The organism is Klebsiella variicola (assembly GCF_000828055.2).
GTDB classification, from domain to species: domain Bacteria; phylum Pseudomonadota; class Gammaproteobacteria; order Enterobacterales; family Enterobacteriaceae; genus Klebsiella; species Klebsiella variicola.
Genome location: NZ_CP010523.2, coordinates 5052421 through 5069356 on the forward strand (window position 1 = coordinate 5052421; position 16936 = coordinate 5069356).

Annotated in this window: 20 protein-coding genes; 14 read left to right on the plus strand and 6 right to left on the minus strand. The window is 46.7% G+C overall.

The genetic code is table 11. The features are described from left to right. From frdC to SP68_RS23600, 3 genes are all read left to right on the plus strand, one after another. A complete protein-coding gene (gene frdC / locus SP68_RS23590) occupies positions 1-396 on the plus strand; it encodes a fumarate reductase subunit FrdC (protein ID WP_002885530.1) in 396 nt (131 codons plus the stop codon). A gap of 10 nt (positions 397-406) precedes the next feature. Beyond that, positions 407-766: a fumarate reductase subunit FrdD gene (frdD, locus tag SP68_RS23595; protein ID WP_002885526.1), complete on the plus strand. Its 360-nt coding sequence runs from the start codon at positions 407-409 to the stop codon at positions 764-766. 113 nt (positions 767-879) lie between these two features. Beyond that, complete coding sequence (locus SP68_RS23600; RefSeq protein ID WP_008807208.1) at positions 880-1413, plus strand: lipocalin family protein; 534 nt, start codon at positions 880-882, stop codon at positions 1411-1413. On the opposite strand, the gene sugE is transcribed toward SP68_RS23600, so the two are convergent. The 4 genes from sugE to efp form a co-directional block, all read right to left on the minus strand. Then, complete coding sequence (sugE, locus tag SP68_RS23605) at positions 1410-1727, minus strand: quaternary ammonium compound efflux SMR transporter SugE (RefSeq protein WP_004206425.1); 318 nt, start codon at positions 1725-1727, stop codon at positions 1410-1412. The genes SP68_RS23600 and sugE overlap by 4 nt on opposite strands. Before the next feature lie 143 nt (positions 1728-1870). Continuing rightward, positions 1871-2017 carry a lipoprotein toxin entericidin B gene (ecnB, locus tag SP68_RS23610; protein WP_004206423.1) on the minus strand — a complete coding sequence of 49 codons (147 nt, stop codon included), beginning with the start codon at positions 2015-2017 and terminating at the stop codon, positions 1871-1873. 158 nt (positions 2018-2175) lie between these two features. After that, a complete protein-coding gene (locus SP68_RS23615) occupies positions 2176-2307 on the minus strand; it encodes an entericidin A/B family lipoprotein (RefSeq protein WP_002885511.1) in 132 nt (43 codons plus the stop codon). A gap of 73 nt (positions 2308-2380) precedes the next feature. Then, on the minus strand, positions 2381-2947 hold the full coding sequence (gene efp / locus SP68_RS23620) for an elongation factor P (protein WP_002885506.1): 567 nt from the start codon (positions 2945-2947) through the stop codon (positions 2381-2383). Positions 2948-2988: 41 nt separating this feature from the next. Here efp and epmB point away from each other — a divergent pair, with 41 nt between their 5' ends. Beyond that, positions 2989-4017 (plus strand): EF-P beta-lysylation protein EpmB, encoded by a 1029-nt coding sequence (gene epmB / locus SP68_RS23625; RefSeq protein WP_040971189.1) that lies wholly within the window; start codon positions 2989-2991, stop codon positions 4015-4017. A 160-nt stretch (positions 4018-4177) separates the two neighbouring features. Here the strand turns inward: epmB and SP68_RS23630 are convergent, their stop codons facing one another. Then, a complete protein-coding gene (locus SP68_RS23630) occupies positions 4178-4822 on the minus strand; it encodes a winged helix-turn-helix domain-containing protein (RefSeq protein ID WP_022064649.1) in 645 nt (214 codons plus the stop codon). Positions 4823-5299: 477 nt separating this feature from the next. Between SP68_RS23630 and SP68_RS23635 the strand changes: the two genes are divergently transcribed. The 10 genes from SP68_RS23635 to yjeJ all read left to right on the plus strand — a co-directional run bounded on the left by SP68_RS23635 (position 5300) and on the right by yjeJ (position 16313). Continuing rightward, on the plus strand, positions 5300-5851 hold the full coding sequence (locus SP68_RS23635; RefSeq protein ID WP_022064650.1) for a fimbrial protein: 552 nt from the start codon (positions 5300-5302) through the stop codon (positions 5849-5851). A gap of 67 nt (positions 5852-5918) precedes the next feature. Then, the gene (locus SP68_RS23640; RefSeq protein WP_022064651.1) at positions 5919-6608 is read left to right on the plus strand and encodes a fimbrial biogenesis chaperone; all 690 of its coding nucleotides are present in this window, start codon (positions 5919-5921) and stop codon (positions 6606-6608) included. Between the two features lie 55 nt (positions 6609-6663). Continuing rightward, positions 6664-9201, plus strand: coding sequence for a fimbria/pilus outer membrane usher protein (locus SP68_RS27060; RefSeq protein ID WP_022064652.1), 2538 nt, complete (start codon positions 6664-6666; stop codon positions 9199-9201). A 26-nt stretch (positions 9202-9227) separates the two neighbouring features. Beyond that, positions 9228-10238: a fimbrial protein gene (locus tag SP68_RS23645; protein ID WP_032731760.1), complete on the plus strand. Its 1011-nt coding sequence runs from the start codon at positions 9228-9230 to the stop codon at positions 10236-10238. A gap of 276 nt (positions 10239-10514) precedes the next feature. After that, complete coding sequence (locus SP68_RS23650) at positions 10515-10904, plus strand: hypothetical protein (protein WP_032731758.1); 390 nt, start codon at positions 10515-10517, stop codon at positions 10902-10904. 60 nt (positions 10905-10964) lie between these two features. Continuing rightward, entirely contained in the window at positions 10965-11354 is a 390-nt protein-coding gene (locus tag SP68_RS23655; protein WP_032731756.1) for a hypothetical protein, read from the plus strand. A 66-nt stretch (positions 11355-11420) separates the two neighbouring features. Next, positions 11421-11810, plus strand: a complete 390-nt coding sequence (locus tag SP68_RS23660) for a hypothetical protein (protein ID WP_032731754.1) — start codon at positions 11421-11423, stop codon at positions 11808-11810. 214 nt (positions 11811-12024) lie between these two features. Further along, positions 12025-13311, plus strand: a complete 1287-nt coding sequence (locus SP68_RS23665; protein WP_032731752.1) for an HlyD family secretion protein — start codon at positions 12025-12027, stop codon at positions 13309-13311. Continuing rightward, positions 13304-15421: a peptidase domain-containing ABC transporter gene (locus SP68_RS23670; RefSeq protein ID WP_040971183.1), complete on the plus strand. Its 2118-nt coding sequence runs from the start codon at positions 13304-13306 to the stop codon at positions 15419-15421. Before SP68_RS23665 ends, SP68_RS23670 begins: the two co-directional genes overlap by 8 nt. 25 nt (positions 15422-15446) lie before the next feature. Continuing rightward, positions 15447-16313 carry a YjeJ family protein gene (gene yjeJ / locus SP68_RS23675; protein WP_040971181.1) on the plus strand — a complete coding sequence of 289 codons (867 nt, stop codon included), beginning with the start codon at positions 15447-15449 and terminating at the stop codon, positions 16311-16313. A 42-nt stretch (positions 16314-16355) separates the two neighbouring features. Here the strand turns inward: yjeJ and SP68_RS23680 are convergent, their stop codons facing one another. Continuing rightward, positions 16356-16709, minus strand: coding sequence for a DUF4156 domain-containing protein (locus SP68_RS23680; RefSeq protein ID WP_004152419.1), 354 nt, complete (start codon positions 16707-16709; stop codon positions 16356-16358). Between the last annotated feature and the right edge of the window lie 227 nt (positions 16710-16936).

Genomic DNA, 16936 nt, shown 5'->3' on the forward strand with positions numbered 1-16936 from the left:
ATGACGACGAAACGCAAACCCTACGTGCGGCCAATGACCTCCACCTGGTGGAAAAAGCTGCCGTTTTATCGCTTCTACATGGTGCGGGAAGGGACAGCGGTACCGACAGTATGGTTTAGCATTGTGCTGATTTACGGGCTGTTTGCCCTCAAGCACGGCGCCGAAAGCTGGGCGGGATATATCGGATTCCTGCAAAACCCGGTGGTGGTGATCCTCAATCTGATTACCCTGGCGGCGGCGCTGCTGCACACCAAAACCTGGTTTGAGCTGGCGCCGAAAGCCGCCAACGTCATCATCAAAGGCGAAAAAATGGGGCCAGAGCCGGTCATTAAAGGGCTCTGGGTGGTAACGGCGGTGGTCACTGTGGTGATCCTGTTTGTGGCCCTGTTCTGGTAAGGAGGCTGAGATGATTAATCCCAATCCGAAACGTTCCGATGAACCCGTATTCTGGGGGCTGTTTGGCGCAGGCGGCATGTGGGGCGCGATCGTCGCGCCGGTGATGGTGCTGCTGGTCGGCATCTTGCTGCCGCTGGGGCTCGCCCCGGCAGACGCCTTCAGCTATGAGCGCGTGCTGGCTTTTGCCCAAAGCTTTATCGGCCGCGCATTCATCTTTCTGATGATTGTTCTGCCGCTGTGGTGCGGTCTACACCGTATTCACCACGCCATGCACGACCTGAAAATCCATGTACCCAACGGTAAGTGGGTCTTCTACGGCCTGGCGGCAATCCTCAGCGTCATCACCCTCGTTGGCGTACTGTTTATCTGATCCTGCAAGAGCCCGGTCGCATTTCTGCTACCGGGCTCGCTTCATGTAAAAATCTTGCCGCCTTTTCCCTGCTGGACTCTACACTTAGCTTAAAAGCCAGCAAGGAGCATGCCATGCGTATCCTGCCGATAATCACCGCGATTGCCGTCTCGTTCCTGTCTGTCGCCTGCAGCACGCCCACCCCACCGCCGGGCGTCACCGTGGTCAGTCCCTTCGACGTTCAGCGCTATCTGGGTACCTGGTATGAAATCGCCCGCTTTGACCACCCTTTTGAAAGCGGGCTGGAAAAGGTCACGATCGCCTGGCACCCACGCGATGACGGCGGCCTGGACGTGGTCAATAAAGGCTATAACCCCGACCGCGGTATGTGGCAGAAAACGGATGGAGTGGCGTACTTTACCGGCGAGCCCAGCCGCGCCGCGCTGAAGATCTCCTTCTTCGGCCCTTTCTACGGCAGCTATAACGTCATTGCCCTGGATAAGGAGTATCGTTACGCGCTGGTCTGCGGACCCGATCGCGACTATCTCTGGTTACTGGCGCGGGCACCCACCATCGCTCCGGAGGTCAGGCAGCAGATGCTGGATATTGCTACCCGGCAGGGCTTTGATGTCAGCAAACTGATCTGGGTCAATCAGCGCTACAACTAGTGCGCGCTAATCTTCAGGCCAATGATGCCGACCACGATGCAGACGAGACTGGCGATACGCATAGCGCTGGCGGATTCACCCAACAGCACAATACCGGTCACGGCGGCGCCCACAGCGCCGATTCCGGTCCAGACGGCGTAAGCAGTTCCCACCGGCAGGGTTTTCATCGCCCACGAAAGCAGCGCCATGCTGACGACCATCGCCACGATGGTGATGACGCTGGGAACCAGCCGGCTAAAGCCATGGGTATATTTCAGGCCGACGGCCCATACCACTTCCAGCAGACCAGCGATAAATAAGACTATCCAGGACATAAGGCTCCTTTGCTGGGGCCGTCCCCGGATGAGAAACGCTTACGGGTCGTCCCGTAAGGTGGATGAAAAGTCGCAGTGAGTATATCCAACAGGATGGGGGAAGTGAAGAACGGTACGGCGTAAAACCGTACCGTCGACGGCGTTTATTGCTGAGCTTTGGTTGCCGCGCCAGAGATTGCGCTGCCGCCTTCTGAAATATCCTGACCCACTCCGCGCGTAGTGTTACAAGCAGTCAGTGCTGAAGAGAGGACCAAAACCGTAAAGAACGCTGCAATCGTTTTTTTCACCATAATGTCATCCTTAGTGTCAGTTTTGTTTTCATGCCCTATAAGCATAGACAAAACGTCCACAGATGAAGGGATCTTTGCGATTTTTAAGAGAAAAGGAATATTCGTGGAGGAAGCTGGCGCGCCAGGAGGCAACCGCCACTAGCAAAACGGAAGGAAATTTAGCTCACGGCGTGAGAGATGGCGTGGCCCAGGCCCTGAATATCTTCACCCACTCCGCGGGCGGTGTTGCAGCCAGCCAGTAACGCGCTGCTCAGAAACAGTAACACCAGAAGTTTTACGCTGCGCTTCATGTCTCGTGTTCGTCGTACCTGTGCGTAAAGAGCGGCGCAGCACGGAGGCTGCGCCAGTCATCATGACGCGAAATTATTTCACGCGGGATACGTATTCGCCAGAGCGAGTATCCACTTTGATCACTTCGCCAATCTGGACGAACAGCGGAACTTTAACCACGGCGCCAGTAGACAGGGTCGCTGGTTTACCGCCAGTACCCGCGGTGTCGCCTTTCAGACCTGGATCGGTTTCAATGATTTCCAGCTCAACGAAGTTCGGCGGGGTGACCGCGATCGGCTGGCCGTTCCACAGGGTAACGATGCACTCAGCTTGATCCAGCAGCCATTTAGCGTTGTCACCGATCGCTTTCGCGTCAGCAGACAGCTGTTCGAAAGTTTCGTTGTTCATGAAGTGCCAGAACTCACCGTCGTTATACAGGTAAGTCAGGTTCATATCGACAACGTCCGCGCCTTCTGCCGAATCGGTAGATTTGAAGGTTTTCTCAACACGGGTGCCAGTCAGCAGGCGGCGCAGTTTAACGCGCGCAAACGCCTGGCCTTTACCTGGTTTAACGAATTCGCTGGCTTCTACCGCATAAGGTTCGCCATCTAACATGATTTTAAGACCAGCACGAAAATCGTTGCTATAGTAAGTCGCCATAAGGCCCTCTGAAATTGTTTAACTGGTAGCTAAGCCACAAAATGGCGCATATTGTAACCCTAAATACCCCATCCAGAGAAGATTGGATAACGCAACTTGCCAATGTTGTGACCAGTCCTGATGAACTGCTGCGTCTTTTAAATGTAGACGCTGATGAAAAACTGCTGGCCGGACGCGAGGCCAGACGCCTGTTCCCGCTGCGCGTCCCGCGCGCGTTTATCGCCCGCATGGAGAAAGGCAACCCTAACGATCCGCTGCTTCGTCAGGTACTTACCGCCGAGGAAGAGTTTATCGTCGCCCCCGGATACTCCACCGATCCGCTGGAAGAACAGCACAGCGTGGTGCCCGGCTTGTTGCACAAATATCACAACCGGGCACTGCTACTGGTGAAAGGCGGTTGTGCGGTAAATTGTCGTTACTGCTTCCGCCGCCACTTCCCATACGCCGAAAATCAGGGCACCAGGCGCAACTGGCAGACGGCAATGGACTACATCGCAGCGCATCCGCAGCTTGATGAAATCATCTTCTCCGGCGGCGACCCGCTGATGGCAAAGGACCATGAGCTTGACTGGCTGATGACCCAGCTGGAAGCTATTCCGCACGTTAAGCGTCTGCGTATTCACAGCCGCCTGCCAATTGTGATCCCGGCGCGCATCACCGAGACGCTGGCCAGCCGCTTCCAGCGTTCGTCGCTGCAGGTAATCCTGGTTAACCACGTCAACCACGCCAATGAAATTGACGATGTGTTCCGCGCGGCGATGGCCATGCTGCGTCAGGCGGGCGTCACGTTGCTCAACCAGAGCGTGCTGCTGCGCGGGGTGAACGACAACGCGCAAACCTTGGCCGACCTCAGCAATGCGCTGTTTGACGCCGGGGTAATGCCCTACTACCTGCACGTGCTGGATCGGGTGCAAGGGGCGGCGCACTTCATGGTTAGCGATGATGAAGCCCGTGAAATCATGCGTGAACTATTGACCCTCATCTCCGGCTACATGGTGCCGAAGCTGGCGCGCGAGATCGGCGGGGAACCCAGCAAGACGCCGCTGGATTTAGGGCTGAAGCAGCGATAAACGTCAGATTCACTTGTCTGCCAGGACGCTCTGGCAGACAAACCATGTGAAGCCATTTCTTGCCAGAGGATTAGGTAAACAGCTATCAGCTGTCAGCTGTCAGCTGTCAGCTGTCAGCTGTCAGCTATCGCATTACGTGATAACCCCCTATTGCGACAAGCTAACGGTGAAGCACCACCAGCACCACGATATTAATCACAATCATCACTACAATCAGCGCGATTAACCAGGTGGGCATTTTAAAAGTTACCTGTAATCGTTCCGATTGTTTTTCTGGTATCTCCACTTTATTCTCTATCAACTCATTGCCCTGAATCGCTAAGCTTTCTGTTAATGGAATAACTACGTGATCGTCAGAATGACCTTTGCTCTCGGCAGTAACGTCGGCAACCTTATTATTTTGATAATGCGTTAATGTCGCCCGATTCATATTCTCGCACTCTTCATCAGAGAGAGGGATGATCAGGGTATCTGGCGCGACGCTAAACCCTTTTTGCCTGACGGTGATAATGATATCCGCCGACAGCCCCGCTTTGAGCAATGATTTTCGCAGCAAAGAGATATTTTGATAGAACGTATTTTGTGACACCACCACTCCCCGGGTTTCCCAAACAGCAGCCAGAAATTCATCCCGCGAAATCACTTTACCGCTATTCTGCAAGAGTAACAGCAAGCATCTGGCAGTGGGCGCATTGAGGCTGACACACTCTCCGTCACCTGAAAGCGGCCGCAGCTCATTCATATTTGCATTAAAGATAACTTCATGATTAATCATACACCCATTAAATAACGCAGCGTTATCCATATCCCTGCCCCACGAAAAACCATTATCCATAATAAATTCTAATTAGTTCAGCCAACATGGTCTATGAACATTATCATTTCAAAAAGGAACGAGTTTAGTTCACATTGACCGGCGCCACACAGAATACAGGAGATAAATCAATATGCGACAGTTATCTTGTTTAGCCCCCGCATTTTCAGATTAAATTCACCTCAAATAATGGCAGCATCTCAATCTACTATAAAAGCATTAAATTCAGAGGCATTTCATAAAGAATTCACAAGCATTTTTTGCACCATGCTTTTAAATTACTCCCGCTTTCCCATGGTTCGCTATGGCAAGCGATATCATAGAGCCGGCAATTGCATTGATAAATATCGAGCACACCTCAAACATTTATCAAAATTATCAATAAATGATATGTCATTCACATGATAATAATTAATTATCGGTATCTATGCAGGACTAAGTAACTTTATATTTATATGGACTTGTAAAATGAAAAAAAATGCTAAGCTTCTCGCTGCATTCGTAGCTGCGTCAATCATCTCCTGCAATGCACTGGCAGCTGATGGTACTGTTCAGTTCACCGGTACTATCACCGATGCTTCCTGCGAAACGCACATCGGTAGCCTGACTGGCGGCAGCAACGAAACCGTTGATCTGGGCATTGTACCTGTAAGCAGCTTCTCTGGCGTAGGTTCAACTGCGGCACAAGGCGCTGGCTCTACTAATGTGAAGATTTTCCTGACCGAATGCCCAGCGGGTACTCCGACTCAGGCAACTCTGAAGTTTGATGGCGCTTATTATAATGGCGATAACAGCTACCTGGCATTGGACAGCGGTTCCACAGCGTCTGGAGTTGCGATCCTGCTGTCTAACCCAAGCGGCAATGCGCTGAAGCTGGGTGAGCCGTCTGAGCCGTTCACTCTGAACGTAGGTACCGGTAGCTCTACCGAGCTGAACTTCAAAGCAGCTTATATCCAGCGTGAAACCACCATCTCTGCTGGTACTGCAAACTCTAGCGCTACCTTTACCATTAACTATTAATAGTAGTTAAGACGTAATTTGTGCTCCCATAAATGGGAGCACATCCTCTTTTTAAGCAGAGAAAATTATGCGTATTTTTCTATCATTTTTCCTGTCAATAGTAACGGTTATCTTTAATATTACAAACGCTCAAGCGGGAGTTGTGATTGGCGGTACTCGTCTTGTTTATCCGGAAGGTAAAAAAGAGATAAACATAACAGTCGAGAATAAAGAGAACTTTCCGTATTTGATAAAAACCTTTCTTGAGAAAGGAAGCATTGAATCATCTGCCGGTTATTTTATGATCACGCCGCCACTTTTCCGGCTTGATGCACAACAAAAGAGTGTTTTACGTATCTTCAACGCAAGCAGTGCGATGCCGGCAGATCGAGAATCTCTCTTTTACTTTAACGTAACCTCCATCCCGGCAGCGACAGATGAAGATGCGAAGCAAAATACTTTGCAAATCGCTGTACGTAATCGGATGAAACTATTTTATCGGCCAAAAGCACTTGCCGATGACACACCAGAAAATGTTACAACAAAGTTGACCTGGCAAATAACTGGAGGAAAACTCAAAGTCATAAACCCTACAGGTTACTATATGAATTTTTCTACTGTAAAAGTTAATAACTCCTTGGTAAAGGATGCGCTATTACTCGCGCCATTCTCAAGTAATGAATATGCACTCCCCAATGGCGTATCAAGCGGGACCGTAATCTGGAAAATCATAAACGACCAAGGCGGTATAGGGCCGGAACATAAAACCACATTATAAAAGTGCATAGACGGAAAAAAATAAAGCGATACTCGCTAATATAAAGGATTATGCGATGGTTGTTAAATTTAGATACACCACCTATTCTCTTGCGTTGATGAGTGCCTGTCTTACTTGCTTGAGCTCAAATGTCATTGCGCGAGACTTTTTCAACCCGGCATTTTTGAACGGTATGAACGGTTCGGATCGCGTGCCAGACCTCTCAGCTTTTGAGCACGAAAACTCGCAATCTCCCGGTAAATATCGTGTTGATATCATTGTTAATGATGCGTTTATTGATACCCGTGATGTTGAATTTACCACTAAAACAAATTCCAGCGGTAAGGACAGTAGCACTCTCCAGCCATGTTTAAGCGTAAAAGATTTTCGTGCTTTTGGTATCAGAACCGATTCATTTCCAAACTTAATTGATAACACGCTCGGATGTGCAGATATCTCTGTGATTCCTGAAGCGACTTACGAATTTATTTTCAATACGCAAACATTAAGATTTAACTTGCCACAGGCCGCACTGAGTCCTGCTATTCGTGGTTATGTATCCCCGGACCAGTTTGATGATGGTATCACTGCTTTGTTGATGAATTATCAGTTCAACGGTTCTAACAGCTACGCGCGCCGGTCCAATATCAGCGACACAGAGAACTATAATCTCAACATGCAACCAGGCCTCAACCTGGGCCCGTGGCGCTTGAGGAATTATACCACATGGAACAAGTCTGACAGTGATTCAAGCTCAGGAGACTGGGATACTGTTTATACCTATGTAGAACGCAATATTCCAACAATTAAAAGCGTATTAACAATGGGCGAAAGCTCATCTAATGCAGACATTTTTGATAGTGTGCCTTTTACAGGTGCTCAGTTAGCTACTGATGACCAAATGGATGCCGATAGTATTCAGGGATATGCTCCTGTTGTCCGCGGGATAGCCAGAACAAATGCTAAAGTATTAATTAAGCAAAACGGATATTTAATCTACCAATCCTATGTGCGTCCCGGGGCTTTTGAAATTTCTGATATGTACTCTACCGGTGGTAGTGGCGACCTCTATGTTACCGTAGAGGAATCAGATGGTAGTCGGCAAGAGTTCGTTGTACCTTACGCTTCCCTGCCAGTTCTGCGTCGTGAAGGCAGTCTGAAATACAGTATCACTTCTGGACAATATCGCCCCTACGATGGTGCCGTTGACGAGACTCCATTTACACAAGCCACAGCCAGCTATGGTTTACCGTATGGTGCCACCACGTTTGGAGGCTTTCAGTCATCCTCAAAATACCAGTCTGTTGCGGTCGGTATTGGACAAAATATGGGTGATTTTGGTGCGGTATCCGTCGATGTCACACAAGCGTGGTCAACATTAAAAAATCAGGATAAAACATCGGGTCAGTCCTGGCGCATACGCTATAGTAAAAACTTAACCGATATCGGGACAAACTTATCCATTGCAGGCTATCGCTACTCAACGTCTGGTTATAATACGTTAGGTGATGTGCTAAACAGCTATCGCAATAGCGGTAGTTATTCATACGACCGTGTTCGCAATAGAACAGAAGCGACAATTAGCCAGAATATGGGACGCTCACTGGGATCATTAACGCTCAATGGTGTAGTTGAAGATTACTGGAATGAAGATCGCCGGAATACTTCACTTAGTGTAGGTTATAACAATACATGGAAACTGGTTAATTATTCACTTAATTATTCATACAATAGATCCTCACAAATCAATGGTGACTCAAATCGACACTACGACAGTGATAAATTATTTTCACTAACCTTAAGTCTGCCATTTAGCAGTTTGTTACCAAATACCTGGGTCACATACTCAATGAATACAGGGAATCCAGGCTCAACAACTAACAGTGTTGGGCTAAATGGCACCACCCTGGCTGATAACAATTTAAGCTGGAACGTTCAGCAATCTTATGATAATGAACAATATGCTAGTGGCAGCGCCGGTATGGATTATAGCGGAACCTATGGAGAAGTTTTTGGCAGCTATGACTATGATCACAATGCGCAGCGCGTAAACTATGGCGCATCAGGCAGCGTTGTTCTTCATGAGAACGGATTAACATTTGGCCAACAATTAGGCGATACTGCAGCCCTGGTTAAAGCACCAGGAGTGACAGACACCCGGATATTAAATGAAACCGGTGTGAAAACAGATTTCCGCGGCTATGCGATTGTCCCGTATCTGACGCCTTATCGTTATAATGAAGTTATGTTGGATAGTGAAACTTTTGCAGACAACGTCGATATGGATATTACAAGTCAAAAAGTTGTCCCCACCCGCGGTGCCATATCCAGAGCAAACTTTAGCGGTAATGTTGGATTAAGAGCAATAATTAGATTGGTTGATACTTTAAATAATCCTTTACCTTTCGGTGCCACGGTATCTGACCCTGCGCAGGAAAATTATAGCAGTATTGTTAACGATAATGGCATGGTATACCTAACCGGACTTCAAGAGACTGGCTCGTTGAAAGTACAGTGGGGTAAAAAATCGACCCAGATGTGTACTGCTGCATTCTCATTACAAACTGCTGCGCAGAACGCAGGGATAACACAGTCTCAAGCGGTCTGCCGCTAATCGGATGCGATAAAAGGATATTGAGCATGAGAGTTACTAGAAAAAATATATTGCATATAAGCCTGTTGCTCGCGGCTACGTCTCTGGCTATCGGCAAGGCTCAGGCGGCAGACTGCTCTGTTTCGGCCAATAAGGTGAATATCACTATTAATTCACTTAAAATCGATCCCGATGCGCCAGTAGGCAGTGTATTAAAAGTACAGCAGGTAAATACCCGAAATTATCCCGCCGCCTTTAACTGTGGAACGCAGGCGCTGTGGTATGGGTCAACGATGGGATCTAATTTTAGTACAGAATCTGCTATTTCAGGAGTTTATGAAACAGGGCTAACCGGTATCGGCATCCGTGTTACGGACATTGTCTATCGTTCACAGTATGCCCCCTACACTCAAAGCCCTGCCATGGGTTCATGGAGCGGTAGCAATGCCACCGGTACGGTAAAAATAGAAATTATCAAAACGGGTGAAATTCCTACTGTTAATAAAGGAAAATTTAAAACAGGTACGCTGGTCACTGCTAAGGTTAATTCACGTGCCACTTCTGTCGGTGCCAAGCAATTTTATGAAATTAACATTGCCAATGGGCCTGCCGGAGGGTGGACGGCGAAAAGTTGTACCTTAAGTAACTCAAACCGTAACCAGACAGTACAGATGGGGACTATCAGTAAGAGCGACTTTAATAGTGGCGGCTACGGTCCGGTGAAAAACTTCAAACTGGTGATTAACTGCCCCGATGGCATCCCAACCGATGCGCCGGTGAAGATTTCCTTCGAGCGAATGACGTCTGGTGCAAGTGACGGCTTTATGGATGTTGATTCCACAGTCGCAAATGCAGCCCAGAACGTAGGTGTTGAGGTCCGGGATAATAATAATACCCTACTTAAATTCTCTTCTGATTATACTTACACCAGTTCAAGCGTAAGTAACAAGGAGCTCACATTACCAATGACTGCCAGATATAAGGCTGCAACCACTGTTGGCAATATCGGCCCAGGAACGGCAAATACGGGCATGACGGTAACCATCGATCAGGATTGATAAGCAACTGTAATAACAAAACCCTCATCTATTGTTGAGGGTTTTGTTTTGTGATGAATTTTTAATATGAATTATTAATTCACATTGCATGAGAATACAGGACCACTTAATTTGTGCGGAAATTTTATGGCAGATAATTTGCTGATAGTGTCCATTCCTCTGCCATCAGAAAACGAATATCTGTACTAATAATATTTATATTAGCTATAGCTATAGGGAGCGTTTCTCCGGCTCTGAAAAACGGAGATTACATTTAACTCATAAAGGAAATAATAAATGAAAGAATTATCTATCATGGAAATGGGTTATGTCTCTGGTGCTGCTGATACCCCAGGGTGGGGTACTGGCTATACCTGGGACTTTAGTTCTACCCAGAGCGCAATTATCTCCCTTGCCAACAACCTCTTTCAGGCTGGAGCAGGCCTGATTGTTGGTGGCGTAGGCGGAACACTTGGCGGTATGGCGACAGGTGCTGCCATCGGCGGAAATACCGGCGGTATGTTAGGCTTCGGTCTGATTGGTGCTCTAGGTGGTGCCATTGTCGGCGGTATTGCTGGCCTGGTTGGTGGCCTGACCGCAGGGCTTTTTGGTGGTTTTGACACCGTTATGCAAATTGCAGAAGACGTACTTTATGCTGGCTTTAATGGCACCTTAGTATTCTGGTAATACAAGACAAATACTAAAACTACCATACGAATCGAAAAATATTATGTGAAGGATATCATAATGAAAGAATTATCTATTATGGAAATGGATTACGTCTCTGGTGCTGCTGATACCCCAGGATGGGGCACCGGATATATCTGGGACTTTAGCTCTGCCCAGAGTGCGATCACCTCTCTCGCCAACAATCTCTTTCAGGCAGGTGCAGGTCTGATTATCGGTGGGGTAGGCGGAACACTCGGCGGCATGGCAACAGGCGCCGCCATCGGCGGCAATACTGGCGGCAATCTCGGATTCGGTCTGATTGGTGCCTTGGGTGGTGCCATCGTCGGTGGTATTGCTGGCCTGGTCGGTGGTCTGACTGCGGGCTTATTCGGCGGTTTCGATACCGTTTTTCAAATTGCCGAAGACGTACTGTATGCGGCCTTCAATGGTACGTTTGTTCTCTGGTAAGCAAACCGAACCAAGCAGATCCTAATTTAGGATTTTTATAACTTTCTTATTGCAAAGGAATTCGCAATGAAAGAATTATCAATGGTCGAAATGGATTGCGTCTCTGGTGCTGCTGATACACCAGGATGGGGCACCGGATATATCTGGGACTTTAGCTCTGCCCAGAGTGCGATCACCTCTCTCGCCAACAATCTCTTTCAGGCAGGTGCAGGTCTGATTATCGGTGGGGTAGGCGGAACACTCGGCGGCATGGCAACAGGCGCCGCCATCGGCGGAAATACCGGCGGTATGTTAGGCTTCGGTCTGATTGGTGCCTTGGGTGGTGCCATCGTCGGCGGTATTGCTGGCCTGGTCGGTGGCCTAACTGCAGGCCTTTTTGGTGGTTACGATACTGTCTGCCAAATTTTCGAAGATGTATTGTACGCAGGGTTCAACGGTACTTTAGTATTTTGGTAATTTAATCAAAATACTATATCGTCAGCTGGGCCGCTGGTCTGGTTGGTGACTTAACCACTGACGTCTTTAGGGGGCTCAATATCGCTTCCCAGATTACTGAAGACATGTTATATGCGGTTTTTAACGCCACGTCTGTACTCTGGGAAACATAAATGACCCCCTTCATAAGGCCCGCCCTCGGGCCTTTTCTCTCCCATTAAAAAAGTAGACACATATGGCACAAAATATTTATCGCAAGGAAGCGATCGAATATAAAAAATATCACTGGAAGGGCAAAGCACTTCTGTTGGCAGGGATGCCTGCCTGGCTAATTACCCTGCTGGCGTGTACCTTTTTAATCGTCCTAATATTCATGCTGATTTTTTTTAACTATACCCAGCGCATTAATGTGTATGGTGAAGTCGTCACGTTACCGCACTCCATCAACGTTTTTGCTCCGCAACAGGGTTTTGTCGTTAAGCAATTTGTTAACATCGGTGATGTTGTAAAAAAAGGAACTCCGCTCTACGAACTTGATGTCTCCAGACATACCACCAGTGGTAACGTTAGTCTGGCTATGACAGAGGTGATCGATGAAAAAATCAGTAATGCAAAAGAAATTATTCAGAAGATTACCGAAAACAAAAAAGAAACTGTTGATGCGCTAAATGACCAGCTCACCAGCGTAGAATCTTCTCTACATGAAACCGTGCGTATGTTGGCAAATACTCAAGCTGGCCTGAAAAAGATGCGTACCAATCTTTCCAGCTACGATGACTATCTTAAAAAGGGGCTAATTACTAAAGATCAGTATAATTATCAGCATAACCTTTATTTTCAACAGCAGAGTTCCTACCAATCGCTTACCAGCCAAAAAATGCAACTGGAGACGCAGTTAACACAGCTTAAGAGCGATATGGTGACTAAATCTGCTGATTTTGATAACCAGATCTCAAGCCAAAAGAACCAAATCAATGACTATAAAAATCAGCGTGTCGAGTCTAGCGCAAACGACAATGCTATCATTAAAGCAACTGCCGACGGAAAAATAGAATCATTAGCAGTGACTAGCGGTCAAATGGTTGATCGTGGCAGCAGCCTTGCACAGATTAAGCCCATCGGGAATGTTGAATATTATCTAATGCTTTGGCTACCTAACAATAGTATTCCCTATATTAAGGTTGGGGACACCATAAATATTCGTTATGAAGCCTTTCCTTCAGATAAATTTGGACAATTTCCTGGTAAGGTAGCGACTATCTCAACGGTTCCTGCCTCTCGACAAGAGTTACAAGAGTATAACAACGTTGGTAATGCGGCTAACCAACAAGATATCACTTTATATAAGGCCTTAGTATCTATAGAAGACAGTTCATTTCGCTATAACGATAAAGTTTTAACACTTTCAAACGGACTAAAAGCAGAAGCAACTGTCTTCCTGGAAGAGCGACCACTTTATATGTGGATGTTTACTCCTTTCTATAAAATCTCTCACAGTGTAAATGGGCCGATCAATGATTAACGAATTATTTGACAAAATTACTTCTCGCGTAAATTTTTCGTTACGTCGAAAAGCCCCTATTATATTGCAATCCGAAGGCTCAGAATGTGGCATTGCATGTCTGGCAATGATATGTGGCTACCATGGTCTCGAAATTGATTTATTTAATTTTCGTCATCGTTTCGGTAGCGCAACGCAAGGTGCAACACTATTATCACTTAGCAAAACGGCCGAACAAGCGCAACTCAAAAGTCGCGCGCTTTCTCTTGATCTTGATGAAATCCAACAATTGAAACTACCCTGTATTTTACATTGGGATTTAAATCATTACGTAGTACTAATAAAACGCAAGAAAAATAGTTTCATTATTCACGATCCGGCAATGGGTAAACGTGTTATAGGCATAAAAGAAATGTCAAATCACTTTACCGGCGTTGCACTTGAATTATGGCCTGATAACAACTTTCAGCAGGAAAAAGCAAAAAGTCGCTTACGCCTCATTGACCTGATGAAAAACATCAGTGGTCTAAAAAATGCTTTGCTTAAAATTTTTGCTTATTCGGTTGTTGTTGAAGCAATCAACCTGCTATTACCCATTGGCACCCAACTGGTAACCGACCATGTAATTATTGCTCACGATGAAAGCCTTTTAGCTGTCATCTGCATCGGTTTAGTAATGTTTACGTTATTTCGGACGTTCATCAGCATGTTACGTGCATGGACCTCATTAACATTAAACACCTTAACCAGTATTCAATGGAAAACTACGCTATTTGATCATTTAATGAGCCTGCCACTCTCTTTCTTTGAAAAGCGGCATCTGGGTGATATTCAATCACGTTTTTCTTCATTAGATACAATTCGCTCAACGTTTACTAACAGCATCATCTCCGGATTGATAGACCTGATCATGACTGTTGGCTTAATCATCATGCTGACGCTGTATGGCGGATGGTTGGTCTGGGTAGTGATCGGGTTTACTCTGTGTTACGCCATCATGCGTCTGGCGACTTACCAGTTCTATCGCCGAGTGGCGGAAGAGCAGGTTGTAAAAGGCGCGCGTTCCAGCTCACATTTTATGGAATCATTGTATGGCATCTCTACAATCAAGGCTCTCGATCTTAAAGGGCGGCGTTCGGAACATTGGCTTAACATCAATATTGAAGCCTGTAATGCTGGTATTAAACAAACACGCTTCGATATGCTATTCGGTGGTATAAACACCTTAATTACATCAATAGATCAGGTCGTTATCCTGTGGTTAGGGGCAGTCATGGTTATTGATAACGAAATGACGCTTGGGATGTTTATGGCATTTAATGCCTTCCGTGGCCAGTTCTCGCAACGAGCGTCAAGCCTGGTGGACTTAAGTATGCAGCTACGCATGCTCTCTTTACATAATGAACGTCTCTCTGAGATCGTTTTCACCGAGCCTGAAAAAGAACTCCCGGCCAGGCGTATATTTGAAGAGAATAGAGGTGTCGCCCTCAACGTTCAAAACTTGAGCTATCAATATGATCCGTTTACCAAGCCAATTTTCAGCGATCTTAATATTAATGTCCTACCTGGCGAATCAATTGCGCTGGTCGGTCCCTCAGGTATTGGCAAAACGACGCTCTTGAAAGTGATGTGTGGTCTTCTGACCCCCACTCATGGGGAAGTCGTTGTTGAAGGTTTAGATATCTCAAAAATTGGTTTAAATAACTATCGCATGAGTACAGCTTGTGTATTGCAGGAAGATCGCCTGTTTTCTGGCTCAATTGCGGATAATATCTGTAGTTTTGAAGATAACCCTGACATGGAGTTTGTGATGCATTGTGCCAAACTCAGCAACATTCATGATGAAATCATGAAGATGCCAATGGGATACGAAACCCTGGTTGGGGAATTAGGCCTGGGGATCTCTGGTGGACAGAAACAGCGTCTGCTTATCGCTCGTGCACTTTATCGTAAGCCAAATATTTTATTTATGGATGAAGCTACCAGTCACCTGGATTTGGCTAATGAATCTTATATTAATCAGTCCATATCATCGTTAAGTATTACTCGTATTATCGTGGCACACCGGCCATCAACAATTGCTTCAGCAGATAGAATCATCGATCTCTCAAGCAAAAACATTCATAAATAATTGTTAATCTCAAGGAAGGAGAAAAATGAATAACCTCATTAAAGGCATCAATACCGGAACTATCATGCATGAAGGACATTTATTAGCGATTGTTCTCAAAGTCCGCAATAGTGATGGCATTGATGAATGTTATACAATGCAGCATACGGTCATTCGTGATTTTTTATTAATTACGCAGAATAGACTAATGGCGGTAATGGAGCGACTGCAAAAAGACGGTGAAAAATATAAAACTGTTCTCATCGCGGAAAGCCAGGCTCTTATTAGTCAGTCACCAGTTATGCAACAGGAAGACGTCGAATGTCCCGATCCTGCAAAGCGCATCATGTCAATCGCTTTAAAGAAAGATAGTGAAACCTTTACCATCATCGCTGCTTTACAAAGCGAGCAAATTGTTACCTTACGCTTCAGTAATGGTCAGGCAGAGATCATATTACGCGCAATGATTCAGGCACTACAAAACTCCGGTGATAAAGAAGCGATTCTTCATTTCAGCGGAACCCTTGATTTTATTATGCTCTACGACTGCGAACTTGATGAAAGCGCGACCATGAATTATCAACACTATTCTCATGATGAATGGCGAAAGGCGTTATTTCCCAATCATGTCGCCATTCTGTTTAGCTACCACACCGATGATGGTGAGAAACTACTATGCGGATGTATCGTCAAGACCTACCTCAACGCTAACGATCAGCAAATTCAAAATGTTGCATTACGTATAATGCACCTTATACCTAAATTTCGCGGATATAACGATAAGCATCAGATAAAACGGACGTTTATGCATGACCTCCCTGCCGAAGATGGACAGACGTTATCGGCCGAACAAGGCTTAAAATTCCTGAAAAACTACTATCAGGAAACTAAAGTCTCTTTAGGGATTAAATAACACCACGCCTCTCTCCGCGCTCGCAGAGAGAGGCGTCACGCATCAGTTCGGGCACTTATAAACCTGGCCGTTCATTTCGCTGTCGGTAGGTACAAAGCTCGACAGCAGGTTCTGCGTCGGGCTGCTGACGCCGTAAATCACGTTTCCGCCCATCGCTGCCGCCTGGTTGCGCAGGGCGTTTGCCGCACCGCGCATGGAACCACCCTCATCGCCATTCTGGCCGGAGAGCCAGTTGCTCTGTTTACCCGTCGCGGTCCCTAACAGCTGACACTCTGCGCCCGGCTTCTCCTGCACGAAGCGCACATTCTGGCCGGCAGAGGTTAATTCATTGCTGGAACTGCAACCTGCCAACAGTAAGGCTGCGCCGACAATCCCTGCTAAATATTTTACCTGCATGTTATTCCCCATGATCGATGAGCTGGACGCACTGGCCCGGATGTAAATCTATCATCCTTCAAACTGCGTCGGCATGAGCCGCGTTCATTCCCTCCCCGGTCGCGCTTGTCAGTTCACGCCCGAAACGGAGGTGCTTGCCGCTCTGATGCAGCTTAAATGATTTTTATGTATAAGCCTTATACTAAAAAGCGCGCCAAAAGAAAAACCCCCAGCCATTGCTGGCCAGG